Genomic DNA, 12,604 nt, shown 5'->3' with positions numbered 1-12,604 from the left:
ATTTCCGCCACCCTCGCGGCATGGACGTCGACGCAGTGCTGCTCCGGCTCGGGGGAGTGGCCACCCGGACCGAGTTGGTGACGAGGTGCGGGCGGGCGGCGGTGGACGCAGCCCTCTCGTCACGTCGGATCGAGACCGTGGGACGCGGGCGCTACGCCCTGCCGACCGTGGGCGCCGACCTGAGGATGGCACACGGGATGAGTGGGGTGCTCTCCCATGCCAGCGCTGCGCTGGGACACGGATGGGCGGTGCTGCGGCACCCGGACAAGCCGCACGTCACCGTTCCGCGCACCCGCAGGGTGGCGGCGGCCGCGAGAAGGGACGCCGTCGTCCACTGGTCCACGCTGGACGCCGAGGAGGAGGTGGGCGGAATGACGACGGCCCGCCGCACGCTCGCCGACGTCCTGCGTGCTGCCCCGTTCGACGAGGCGCTGGCGGTGGCGGACTCGGTGCTGCGTTCGGGGCGGAGCCATGCCTGGGTGGTCGCGGTCGCTGACGAGGTCCGTGGACGCGGTGCTGCGCGAGCGCGTCGCGCGGCTCTCGCGGCCGACCCTGCGGCAGCGAACCCCTTCGAGTCAGGGCTGAGGGCCCAGGCGCTGGACGCGGGCCTCGAGGTCCGAGCGCAGGTGTGGGTGGAGGACTCCTACGGGAGGTTCCTCGGCCGTCCCGACCTCGTCGACGTGGAACGGCGCCTCGTCCTGGAGGCCGACTCGTTCCAGTGGCACGGCAGTCGGTCGGGTCTGGTGCGGGACGCCCAGCGCTACAACGGGTTCGTGGTGGCGGGGTGGAAGGTCCTGCGCTTCACGTGGGAGGACGTGGTGGCGCACCCCGATCGGACGCGGGACCTGCTCAGGTCGTACGTACAGCAACATGCAAAGGTCCTCCCGCTGGCCTGATGAGGGCCAGATGGAGGACCTTTGCATGTTCTTCTACGCCGCTCGTCAGGCGGGCGGCTCCACGGGAGAAGGGCTGAGCTCGGGCGGCAGGTCGCGGCACAGGCCGGCTCCGTCCGGATCGCGGTCGAGGGCATCCCTCCCTCCGGGGCGGTGGTCAGGAGTGACGGCGACCGATGGCGGTCGGGGCGGCAACGTCTGCATGCTTCCTCCGGGAGGGTGGGTATCTCCCGTTCTACTCCCGTGTCACCTGCCCCGGAACCCCCTGACGGCGCGGGGGCGAGAAAAGTTTCAGAAGCCAAAGGACAGGTAGCGCTGCTCGCCACCGAGGTGAGCCAGCGCGAACCGCTCGTGCGGGACCATCGGTTCGGGCAACGCGTCGAGGGGGAACCAGCCGATCTGGGCGCACTTGGACGCCTCCACGATCCGTGGCTCACCACGCCATGACCGCGCGGTGAAGAAGAAGTCGGCTCGTTCGTCGATCGCCAACGCGCGGTCGGTGCGCTGCATCGTGAACTCGAACGTCAGGTCGGCCTCGACGTCCAGTTCTTCCCGCAGTTCCCGGGCTGCGGCCTGGGGCGCGGTCTCGCCACGCTCGACGTGCCCGGCCGCTCCGGCGGCCCAGTGCCACGCCATGAAGTCGACGTCACCGCGTTGCTGGAGCAGCACCTCGGTGCCGTTCTCGGCCTCGCGCAGCAGGTAGACGTACGACGCCGGGACCACCACGAAACGGCCCAGTTCCTGGGGCGTCGGGCCGGTCCCGGCGTCGTGCGGGACGCTCACTTGAGGTCGTCGCCCTTCTTGCCGTCGAGGCCGTCGAGGGCCTCCTTGGCCTTGGCGACCGCACCGTCGATCTTGTCGGAGTGCTTCTTGCCGGTCTTCTCGTCAGCGATCCCGGCCACCTTGTCGAGACCGGCGCTGATCTTGTCGCCGTTCTTGTCCACGGCGTCGGTCAGCTTCTTCTTGGCGTCGTCCAGGAATCCCATGACGTTCTCCTTGTGAGGTCCGGCCGGTGCATTGGGCGCACCGGATCAGATTTGGAACACTAGCGACCATGACCGTGCCCCCGATCGTCGCCGTGGTCGGTGCCACCGCAGCCGGCAAGACCGGCCTCTCCCTCGATCTCGCCGAGCGTCTGGACGGTGAGATCGTCAACACCGACTCCATGCAGGTCTACCGCGGCATGGACATCGGCACCGCCAAGCTGCCGCTGGCCGAGCGTCGCGGAATCCCGCACCATCTGATGGACCTCCTCGACATCGACGAGATCGCCACCGTCGCCGACTTCCAGGCGCTGGCGCGTGCTGCGATCGCCGACATTCGGGGTCGAGGCAAGGTGCCGGTGCTGGTGGGAGGTTCGGCGCTGTACGTCCGCGCGATCCTGGACCACTACGACTTCCCGGGCACGGACCCGGAGATCAGGGCGGAGTTGGAGGCCGAGGCCGCCGAACGTGGCACCGCGGTCCTGCACGCGCGACTCAAGGAGCTCGACCCCGAGGCTGCCACCAAGATGGAGCCCAGCAACGGGCGACGGATCGTGCGAGCCCTCGAAGCGATCGCCGTCTCGGGCAAGAAGTTCTCCTCCTCCGAACCCCGGATGGAGTACGCCGACCCGCGCACGGTGCAGATCGGCGTCGACATCGACCGCCCGACGCTCGACGTCCGGATCGCGCAGCGTGTCGACGAGATGTTCGAGACCGGCTTCGTCGCCGAGGTGGAACACCTGATGGCGAACGGGCTGGAGCAGGCGCGCACCGCGGCGATGGCGATCGGCTACGCGCAGGTGCGTCAGCATCTGGCTGGGGAGATCACTGAGGCCGAGGCGCGGGAGCGGACGGTCTTCGCGACGCGTCGGTTCTCGCGTCGTCAGGACTCGTGGTTCCGCAAGGACGACCGGATCTCCTGGATCCGGTTCGACGCCGAGGACCGGCTGGAACGGGCGCTCGACGTCATCGCTGCGCTGGACTGACCGGCCGTGGGCTCGGCGACCAGGGACTGACTCGCCCCGTCGGGCGAGGGACGGCCCCTCCAGGCCGTCCCTGCGCCTCCCCTCCCCAGGGGCCTGCTGCGCGTTCCCCGAGCCTCCCTCGGGAACGTACGTGGCCCGCGTCGTTGCCGACCGTTGCTGCCGTGAGGCCACGAGCGTTGAAACTACCGAGTGGTAATGAAGTCGCCAACCAGTCGTCTCATGTGATGGACACCACACTGGAGTGACCGGTGGGGTGCACGGGGCAGGATGGGGCAATGGCGACCCTCTTCTACACCGGCTGCTCGCTCGACGGGTTCATCGCGACCCGCGACCACGACCTCACCTGGTTGACCACGCGCAGCATCGAGTCCGAACGCGACATGGGCTACGGCACCTTCGTCCCGCGCATCGGTGCCGCCGTCATGGGGGCCAGCACCTGGCAGTGGATGCTGGACGCGGGGGAGTCGGCCTTCATGGGCGGCGTGCCCACGGTCGTCCTGACTCATCGCGAGTTCGAGCCGGTCGAGGGGATGCGCTTCACTGCAGCCGACGACGACGACGACGCGCTGCGCCGGATCCATGCCGGCCTCGTCGTCGCTGCCGGTGACAAGGACGTCTGGGTCGTCGGCGGTGGCGCGCTCGCCGCTCGTCTGGCCGGGCTCGGACTCGTCGACGAGTTCTGGGTCCAGTTCGCACCCGTCACGCTCGGTGAGGGCCAGCCACTCTGCCCGGGCCACGTCGAGCTGCGCCTCCTCGACGTCGTCCGCAACGGGGACTTCGTCTGCACCCGCTACGCAGTGGAAGAATCCCGGCCGTGACCTATCCCTTCCTCAAGGGCCACGGCACGGAGAACGACTTCGTGCTGCTGCCCGACCACGACGGCTCGATCCACGGCGACCTCTCCGCGGAGCGCGTCCGTGCGCTCTGCGACCGCCGCGCCGGCATCGGTGCCGACGGTGTCCTGCGCGTCGTCCGGTCGGAGAACCCCGACCCGGCCGTCGAATGGTTCATGGACTACCGCAACTCCGACGGCTCGATCTCGGAGATGTGCGGCAACGGCGTGCGGGCCTTCGCCCGGCACCTGCTCGACGAGGGCCTCGTTGACACCACGGCTCCGATCCACGTCGACACCCGTGCCGGCGTCAAGGTGGTCACCCAGACCGAGGACGGTCTGCTGACCGTGGACATGGGCGAGCCCAAGGTGTTCGGTCAGTCCGAGATCAGCGTCGGCGCCGAGACCTGGACGGCGCTGCACGTCGACATGGGCAACCCGCACGCGGTGCTCTTCGTCGACGACCTCGCCGACGCCGGCGACCTGCTCACCCCGCCCGTCCACGACGAGCGTGTCTACCCGCACGGCGTCAACGTCGAGTTCGTCGTCGAGAAGGGCAAGCGTCACGTCGGGATGCGCGTCCACGAGCGCGGCTCCGGAGAGACCCGTTCGTGCGGCACCGGCGCCTGCGCCGTCGCGATCACCGCGATGCTCGCCGACGACGCCCCGCGCGGCACCACCTACCGCGTCGACCTGCCCGGCGGCCGCCTCGACATCACCTGGACGGCTGACAACCACATCCTCATGACCGGCCCGGCCGTCGTCGTGGCGAAGGGCGAGACCGACCTCTGAGCGTTCTCGGGGTCGTCGGACATGGACACGACGCGTAGCCTTGATCGCATATGAACGACAAGCGCGCCACCTCCCTGTCCGACGCCCTCGACGCCACCGCTGAGTGGGCGGAGACCGACGAGCCCGACGAACTCGACGACTTCGTCTCCGGGTACGCCGACGAGCCGGACCCCGAGGACGGGCTCGACGGCTGGGGCGACGACGACGCAGCGCCCACCGTCGGTGCCCTCGACCTGATCGAGCGTCACGCTCTCAGGCGAGCCGCCGGCCTGCGCACCGAGCTCGAGGACATCACCGAGGTCGAGTACCGCCAGCTCCGCATGGAGCGGGTCGTCCTGGTGGGTGTGTGGACCTCGGGCACCGTCGCCGACGCCGAGAACCACATGGCCGAGCTGGCCCTGCTCGCCGAGACCGCCGGTTCGGAGGTCCTGGAGGCGATCTTCCAGCGCCGCCAGAACCCGGACCCGGCCACCTACATCGGCCGCGGCAAGGTGGACGGCCTCAAGGAGATCGTCGCCGCGACCGGCGCCGACACCGTCATCTGTGACGGTGAACTCGCCCCGTCGCAGCTGCGCAACCTCGAGGACCGGCTCAAGGTCAAGGTCGTCGACCGCACCGCTCTGATCCTCGACATCTTCGCCCAGCACGCGAAGTCGAAGGAGGGCCAGGCCCAGGTCGAGCTGGCGCAGTTGCAGTACATGAAGCAGCGCCTGCGTGGTTGGGGTGGCAACCTGTCGCGTCAGGCCGGTGGCCGTGTCGCCGGCGGTGACGGCATCGGTGGCCGTGGTCCCGGTGAGACCAAGATCGAGACCGACCGTCGCCGTATCAACGACCGCATCGCCAAGCTGCGTCGTGAACTGAAGGAGATGTCGCGGGTCCGCGAGACCAAGCGCTCCCAGCGTCGTGGCAACAAGGTGCCCAGCGTCGCGATCGCGGGCTACACCAATGCCGGCAAGTCGTCGCTGCTCAACCGCTTCACCGACGCCGGAGTCCTGGTCGAGGACTCCCTCTTCGCGACCCTCGACCCCACGACCCGCAAGACCACCACCTCCGACGGTCGCCTCTACACGATGAGCGACACCGTCGGATTCGTGCGGCACCTGCCCCACCAGCTGGTCGAGGCGTTCCGTTCGACGCTGGAGGAGGTCAAGGAGTCCGACCTGATCCTGCACGTCGTCGACGGTTCGCACCCCGACCCCGAGGGTCAGATCAAGGCGGTCCGCGAGGTCTTCGCCGAGATGGGTGCCGAGCAGATCCCCGAGATCATCGTCATCAACAAGTCCGACGCCGCCGACCCGCTGGTGCTGGCGCGTCTGCGTCAGCGTGAGCCGCACTCGATCGTCGTCTCCGCGAAGACGGGCGAGGGCATCGCCGAGGCGATCACCTACCTCGAGGCCGAGCTCCCGCGTCCGGGCGTTCCGTTCGAGGTGCTGATCCCGTACGAGCGTGGCGACGTCCTCAACCGTCTGCACCAGGAGGCGGAGATCGAGTCCCTCGAACACACTGGTGAGGGCACCCGCGTGAGCGGCCGTTCCAACGAGGACCTCGTCGGGGAGCTGGCGCGTTTCGCGGTCTGAGCCCGACACGAATGTGATCGGCGCCATGCAAGGGCGCCCTCATCTTTCACGGCGTACCCTTCGAGATGACGACGGGTACTCGGCGTCCCCTCGACGCCAGCGGATCGGATGCGGCGTCCGGGAACCGGGGCCTTGTGCGACTCGTTGTCCGCAGAGCGCCCCGACGTGGGGCCGCCGCTCTTCGCTGAGGAAAGATGACACGCATGTCTCGTAGTGCCTGGATCAGATTCGTCCTCGTGCTCGGCCTCCTGGCCGGGTGCGCGGCGTTGGCGATCACCAAGAAGCCCACGCTCGGTCTCGACCTGAGGGGTGGCATGTCCATCACTCTCCAGGCGAAGGACGCCGACGGTGTCGAGGCGAATGCCGAGAACACCGACCGCGCCAAGGACGTCATCGAGAAGCGTGTCAACGGACTCGGCCTCTCCGAGCCCAACATCTACCGTTCGGGTTCGGACAAGATCGTCGTCGAACTGCCTGACGTCAAGGACCCCGAGGCGGCCAAGGAGCAGGTCGGCAAGCAGGCCCAGCTCTCCATCCACGGCACGATCGCCAACGGTCTTGCAGAGGGAGCCGAGCCGTCGGCCGAGGGCAACCAGGTGCTGCCCGACGCCGGCGCCGGTGCGTGGGTCGAGGTCGGCCCGGCGCAGCTCGGTGGCTCCGACGTCACCAGCGCCCAGTCGCGCAGCAACGCCTCGCAGGGTGGAGGCTTCGTCGTCGACGTGGAGTTCTCCGACGACGGCGCCAAGAAGTTCAAGACGCTCACCGCTGACGCGGCCTGCGACACGGGCCTGGCCCCGTCGGGCAACATCGCCGTCGTCCTCGACGGCGAGGTCCTGACCGACGCCCACGTCCAGGGCAACTGTGGCTCGTCGATGTCGAGTTCCACCCAGATCTCGGGCAACTACACCGCCGAGAGCGCCGGCGAGCTCGCCGCGCTGATCGAGGGCGGTTCGCTGCCGCTGCCGCTGGAGACCATCAACGTCCGCGAGATCGGCCCCTCCCTCGGCGAGGACGCCATCCAGGCCTCGATCCTCGCCGGCGTCGTCGGCATCGCGCTGACCGGTGTCTTCATCGTCGCCGTCTACCGTTTCGTCGGCCTCATGGCCACCATCGCTCTCGCGTCGTACGCGCTGCTCTCCTACGCGATGCTGATCGCGCTGGGATCGACGTTGACGCTGCCCGGTCTGGCCGGTTTCGTGCTCGCGATCGGTATGGCGATCGACGCCAACGTCCTCGTCTTCGAACGTGCCCGTGAGGAGTACGCGGCGAACCCGAAGGCGGGTCTGCGTCGTGCTCTCGTGGTCGGCTTCGACAAGGCGTGGACCGCGATCATCGACTCCCAGGTCACGACGCTGCTGGCCGCCGGCCTGCTGTTCTTCCTGGGCTCCGGCCCGATCAAGGGCTTCGGTGTCACCCTCTCCATCGGTGTCATCGCCTCGATGATCTCCGCACTCATCATCGCCCGCGTGCTCACCGAGATCGGTGTGAGCACCAAGTTCCTGGCCAAGCGCCCCAACGTCACCGGCATCGGCGACATCGGTCGCGTCCGCACCTGGTTGGACCGCAAGAACCCCGACATCCTCGGCAAGAGCAAGCTCTTCCTGGGCATCTCCGTGGTGGTCACGTTGGTCGCGATCCTGGGCATGTTCGTGCGCCCGCTGAACCTCGGCATCGAGTTCTCCGGTGGTCACCAGTTGGAGTACTCCACCACCCAGAAGGTCTCCGCCGACGAGGTGCGCGACGCACTCGCCAAGGAGGGGCAGACCGACATCTCCGTCCAGGAGACCGACAAGGACAAGATCCTGATCCGCACCTCCGAGCTCAGCACGGAGGAGAAGGCCACCATCGAGAACGTGATGGAGGAGATCGGCCAGGGCGCGACCCAGGTGCTCGACGAAGAGGTCTCGGCCTCGTTCGGCAAGACCCTGCGCGACAAGGCGATCATCGCCTTCATGGTCGCGTTCCTCGCCCAGCTCGCCTACCTGGCGTTCCGCTTCAAGTGGACCTTCGGTGTCGCTGCGATCACCGCGATGGTCCACGACGTCGTGATCGTCGTCGGTCTGTTCGCCTGGCTGCAGAAGCCGATCGACGGCATCTTCCTGGCTGCTGCGATGACGATCATCGGTCTGTCGGTCAATGACACCGTCGTCGTGTTCGACCGCATCCGTGAGCGTTGGCGCAACTCCGGCGACGACGCCGACTTCACCGCCGAGGCCAACCGCGCTGCGGTGGAGACCCTGCCTCGCACGGTCAACACCGGTCTCGGCACGATGTTCATCCTCGCGGCCCTGGCGATCATCGGTGGTGACTCGCTGCAGGACTTCGCGATCGCCCTCCTCGTGGGTCTGATCGTCGGCACCTACTCCTCGGTGTTCACCGCGACACCGCTGGTGGCGATGTTCCAGAAGAAGTCGCCGCTGTCGAAGACGCTGGAGATCGACGAGATCGCGATCCAGCGCGACGAGTCCGGCGCGGTCGTCTGAGACGCCCACCTGAGCTCTCGCGGCTCTCCGCACCACGTCCTGCGCGGGCGGTCCCTCTCCGGGGCCGCCCGTGCGGCGTTCCCGGGTTCTTCCGATGTCGGTGCCCCTGACTAGAGTGCCGGGGTGCCTGAGACGTCGTCCGTGAGTGAGCTCCTCTCCGAAGCCGTCGAGGCGCTCGGAGGTTCGACCCGCGACGGCCAGGTCCAGATGGCCGAGGCCGTGGGCCGGGCGATGGCCGACCAGGAGCACCTGGTGGTGCAGGCCGGCACCGGTACCGGAAAGTCGCTGGCCTACTTGGTCCCGAGCCTGCTGCACGAGGAGCGTGTGGTCGTGGCGACCGCGACGCTCGCGCTGCAGCACCAACTGGTCGAACGCGACATTCCGCGTCTGGTGGAGGCGGTCAAAGACAAGGGTCTCGACACCTCCTACGCCGTGCTCAAGGGCCGTTCCAACTACGCGTGCCTGCACCGCGTCCGCGAGGGTGTCCCCGACGACCAGGGGATGCTGATCGACGTCCCGCAGGGCTCGATGGGCGCGGAGGTCCTCGAGCTGCGTGCGTGGGTCGAGGAGCAGGCCGAGTCGATGGGCCCCGGCGACCGCGACCACGCGCCGCGTCACACCGACCGGGTGTGGCGTCAGGTCAGCGTCAACCACCGCGAGTGCCTGGGGGCCACCAAGTGCACCTTCGCCGAGGAGTGCTTCGCCGAGCGGGCCAAGAAGAAGGCCGCGGAGTCGCACCTCGTCATCACCAACCACTCCCTCCTCGCGATCGACGCGATCGAGGGCGTCCCGATGATCCCCGACTACGACACCGTCGTCATCGACGAGGCCCACGAGCTGGTCGCGCGGGTGACGCAGGCTGCCACCGACGAACTCACCGTGGGTGACGTCGAGCGAGCGGCGCGTCGTGCTCAGAAGCACGTCCCGGACCGGGGCAAGAACTCCGGAGCTGCCGACGACCTCGCCGACGCCGCCTCCGGACTGGCCGACGCGCTGGCCGCGACCATGCCGGGCCGGGTCGAGGAGATGGGGGAGCAACTCCATGACGCCCTGGAGATGGTGCGTGACGCTGCCCGCGCCCTGATCTCCGCCTTCGGCAAGGACGAGGGCGACGCCGACGCCGGCAAGGTCCAGGCCAAGGGCATGGCGCAGGACGTGTTCGCGACCGCCGAACGTCTGGCCAACAGCTCCGACGCCGACGTCATCTGGGTCTCCGAGGCCCGCGAACGCATCCCGGCGAGGATCGCAGTGGCTCCGCTGCAGGTGTGGGCCCAGATGCGTGAGGGGCTGCTGACGGAGAAGTCGGTGGTCTTCGCCTCCGCCACGCTCAAGCTCGGCGGCGACTTCAACTCCGTGGCGGGCTCGCTGGGCCTGCGTCCCACCGAATGCGTGGACGCCCCCGGCGAGCTGGGGGAGGGGGCGCTCCCGTGGCGCGGCCTCGACGTCGGTTCGCCGTTCGACTACGGCAAGCAGGGCATCCTCTACGTCGCCAAGCACCTCCCGCAGCCCGGCCGTGACGGTCTGGCGGAGAAGCACCTCGACGAGATCTGTGAACTGATCGACGCCGCTGAGGGACGCACCCTCGGGCTCTTCTCCTCCCGTCGGGCCGCGGACCAGGCCGCCGAGGCGGTTCGCAAGCGTCTGCCGCACCTGACGACGTTGGCCCAGGGCGAGGCCCAGTTGCCCGAACTGACCAAGCAGTTCGTCGAGGACCCGCACACCAACCTGTTCGGCACGCTGTCGCTGTGGCAGGGCATCGACGTCCCGGGCGACTCGCTCTCGTTGGTCATCATCGACCGGATCCCGTTCCCGCGTCCCGACGACCCGCTGATGTCGGCGCGTCAACGGGCGGCCGACAAGGCCGGCGGCAACGGTTTCATGCAGGTGGCCGCGACGCATGCGGCGCTGCTGCTCGCCCAGGGCGTGGGCCGTCTGATCCGCACCACCAGCGACCGTGGTGTGGTGGCGATCCTCGACCCGCGGATCGCCACGGCTCGCTACGGCAGTTTCCTGAAGGCGTCGTTGCCGCCGATGTGGCCCACCAACGACCCGCGCATCGTGCGTCAGGCGTTGGGGCGTCTTGCCCAGGGCTGATCCGTGCCGTGTTTCTGAATGCAGAAGGGCCCCGCCGTGAGGCGGGGCCCTTCTCATGTTCGTGGGTGGGTCAGATGCTGCGCAGTACTGCGGTGACCTTGCCGAGGATCGTGGCGTGGGTACCGTCGATCGGCTCGTAGGCATCGTTGTGCGGCATCAGCCAGACGTGTCCGTCTCGACGCTGGAACGTCTTGACGGTGGCCTCGCCGTCGATCATCGCGGCCACGATGTCGCCGTTGTCGGCGTCGGGCTGACGACGAACCACGACGTAGTCGCCGTGGCAGATGGCGGCGTCGATCATCGAGTCTCCGGAGACCTCGAGCATGTAGAGCTCGCCCTCGCCGACCAGCTGCCTCGGCAGTGGGAAGACGTCCTCGACGCGCTGCTCGGCCAGTATCGGTCCGCCTGCCGCGATGCGACCCACGACCGGGACGTTCACCGCTGCGGGCTGTGCGTTGCCGAGGTCGGTGGGGTCGAAGGTCTCGTCGTCAGTGCGCGCGGCCGTCAGCGTCTCGGGCAGAACCACCTGCAGTGCGCGCGGCCGGTTGGGGTCGCGACGCAGGTAGCCCTTCTCCTCGAGGGTGCGGAGCTGGTGCGAGACGCTGCTCGAGCTGGTCAGGCCCACGGCCTTGCCTATCTCGCGCATGCTCGGCGGGTAGCCGGCCTCTTCGATGGCGGCCTGGATGGTGGTGAGCACCAGGTGCTGGCGCGGCGTGAGGTCGCTGGGGACCGACCCTCCGCTCCGCAGCGCGACAACATTGTTGTCGCTGGACTGCGACTTGGGCATCGGATCCTCCTGAGCCTGGCGTGGACGTTGGTCCAACGCTAGTGGCTCAGGGCACTCGTTTTCAAACAGGTGTTCGAATTGGACACCGCGGCGCGCGCCCGCGGATCAGCGGTGCGGCTTCCAGACCCACGTGACCACGTCGAACTGGGTGCGGAACCCCAACTCCAGGTAGGTCGCGTAGGTGGCGTGGTTCGCGACGATCGTTGCGGTGTTCGAGCCGGTGCTCGCGGCGCGGTTCATCATCGTCGCGGCCAGGGCACGTTCGAGGCCGCGGCCTCGGGCAGGCGGGAGCACGGTGATGTTGGCGAGCATGACGCTGTCGCCGCGGGCGTGCATCGTGCCGGCGCCGAGCGTCATCCCGTTGAGGAGGCTGCGCGCCAGGAAGTAGTGGTTCGTCTCGGGGTCGAGCGTCTCGAGGATGTCGAGGTGCTCGTCGGCGAGGTCCTCGGCGTGTCCGAAGTTGTTGAAGATCGCGGTGGTGACGGGTGCGACCTGGTCGGGCCAGACGATGTCGATGAAGACGTCGTGCGGGGTGCAGGGGTCGACCGGGTTGCGCAGGCTGGCGTGCATGGCGGGGTACTCGTGGGCGCGGAGTCCGGCCTGGGCGAGGGTCGACTCCAGAGTGGGGGTGGTGGTCGAGGGGGTGGTGATCCACTGGAAGGGGTGCCCGCGCTCGACGAAGGGGGCGATGAGTTCGGTGACGCGCTCGGCTGCCTGTGCATCGGGGATGTGCGCGTCTGCGATGACGTTGACCGCGACGAGGGGCAGAGGTGCCCAGAAGGCCGTGGCGTCAGGGGCGTCGAGCCGCTGCAGGACGGCAGAGCGCGACAACCTCCGCTGGAGGGTCGAGAAGTCTCCCTCGACGGTGTCCTGTGGGGTCGTCAGCACGTGGCGCATGTGGCACACGTTAGGCAGGGGGCGGGGCACCTGCATCCCGGAAAGTGGTGACGTTCCTGCTGGTGGAACAGGTGGGGGTGCGTGGGCGACGCCATGGCGTCCGGGACGACTCCAATCGAACATTTGCTCGAACAAATGCTTGATCCGTTCGAACAGGTGTTCTATCGTCGGCATCGCGCTCGATTCGAACACCTGATCGAACGCTTCGGCGTGGTGGGCTCCGAGTTGGGGATCCAAAGATGTCGGAGCGGGCAACTAGACAACGGAGTGAGCGTCCGGC

General features: G+C 68.4%; 11 protein-coding genes. 7 read left to right on the top strand and 4 right to left on the bottom strand.

Going from position 1 to position 12,604, the window contains the following annotated elements; genetic code table 11:
* Window positions 1–20 precede the first annotated feature (20 nt).
* Window positions 21–896: an endonuclease domain-containing protein gene (locus EOV43_RS12655; protein WP_128221612.1), complete on the top strand. Its 876-nt coding sequence runs from the start codon at window positions 21–23 to the stop codon at window positions 894–896.
* Between the two features lie 288 nt (window positions 897–1,184).
* Here the strand turns inward: EOV43_RS12655 and EOV43_RS12650 are convergent, their stop codons facing one another.
* Window positions 1,185–1,676: an NUDIX domain-containing protein gene (locus EOV43_RS12650; protein ID WP_239022119.1), complete on the bottom strand. Its 492-nt coding sequence runs from the start codon at window positions 1,674–1,676 to the stop codon at window positions 1,185–1,187.
* Window positions 1,673–1,879 (bottom strand): antitoxin, encoded by a 207-nt coding sequence (locus tag EOV43_RS12645; RefSeq protein ID WP_128221611.1) that lies wholly within the window; start codon window positions 1,877–1,879, stop codon window positions 1,673–1,675. The genes EOV43_RS12650 and EOV43_RS12645 overlap by 4 nt, the downstream gene beginning before the upstream one ends.
* A gap of 68 nt (window positions 1,880–1,947) precedes the next feature.
* Between EOV43_RS12645 and miaA the strand changes: the two genes are divergently transcribed.
* From miaA to EOV43_RS12615, 6 genes are all read left to right on the top strand, one after another.
* A complete protein-coding gene (gene miaA, locus EOV43_RS12640; protein ID WP_128221610.1) occupies window positions 1,948–2,862 on the top strand; it encodes a tRNA (adenosine(37)-N6)-dimethylallyltransferase MiaA in 915 nt (304 codons plus the stop codon).
* Between the two features lie 275 nt (window positions 2,863–3,137).
* Window positions 3,138–3,680, top strand: a complete 543-nt coding sequence (locus EOV43_RS12635; protein ID WP_128221609.1) for a dihydrofolate reductase family protein — start codon at window positions 3,138–3,140, stop codon at window positions 3,678–3,680.
* Window positions 3,677–4,486, top strand: coding sequence for a diaminopimelate epimerase (dapF, locus tag EOV43_RS12630; RefSeq protein WP_128221608.1), 810 nt, complete (start codon window positions 3,677–3,679; stop codon window positions 4,484–4,486). The genes EOV43_RS12635 and dapF overlap by 4 nt, the downstream gene beginning before the upstream one ends.
* Window positions 4,487–4,536: 50 nt before the next feature.
* Window positions 4,537–6,063 carry a GTPase HflX gene (gene hflX, locus EOV43_RS12625; RefSeq protein ID WP_206611323.1) on the top strand — a complete coding sequence of 509 codons (1,527 nt, stop codon included), beginning with the start codon at window positions 4,537–4,539 and terminating at the stop codon, window positions 6,061–6,063.
* A gap of 203 nt (window positions 6,064–6,266) precedes the next feature.
* On the top strand, window positions 6,267–8,546 hold the full coding sequence (secD, locus tag EOV43_RS12620; protein WP_128221607.1) for a protein translocase subunit SecD: 2,280 nt from the start codon (window positions 6,267–6,269) through the stop codon (window positions 8,544–8,546).
* A gap of 141 nt (window positions 8,547–8,687) precedes the next feature.
* Window positions 8,688–10,640, top strand: a complete 1,953-nt coding sequence (locus EOV43_RS12615) for an ATP-dependent DNA helicase (RefSeq protein WP_239022118.1) — start codon at window positions 8,688–8,690, stop codon at window positions 10,638–10,640.
* A gap of 70 nt (window positions 10,641–10,710) precedes the next feature.
* Here the strand turns inward: EOV43_RS12615 and lexA are convergent, their stop codons facing one another.
* Window positions 10,711–11,427: a transcriptional repressor LexA gene (gene lexA, locus EOV43_RS12610; RefSeq protein ID WP_128221606.1), complete on the bottom strand. Its 717-nt coding sequence runs from the start codon at window positions 11,425–11,427 to the stop codon at window positions 10,711–10,713.
* A gap of 105 nt (window positions 11,428–11,532) precedes the next feature.
* On the bottom strand, window positions 11,533–12,324 hold the full coding sequence (locus EOV43_RS12605) for a GNAT family N-acetyltransferase (RefSeq protein ID WP_128221605.1): 792 nt from the start codon (window positions 12,322–12,324) through the stop codon (window positions 11,533–11,535).
* Window positions 12,325–12,604 lie beyond the last annotated feature (280 nt).

The sequence above is a fragment of the Nocardioides yefusunii genome (assembly GCF_004014875.1).
Lineage (GTDB): Bacteria > Actinomycetota > Actinomycetes > Propionibacteriales > Nocardioidaceae > Nocardioides > Nocardioides yefusunii.
Note: the sequence above shows the minus strand (reverse complement) of the source record. Positions and strands in the feature narration are given on the sequence as shown.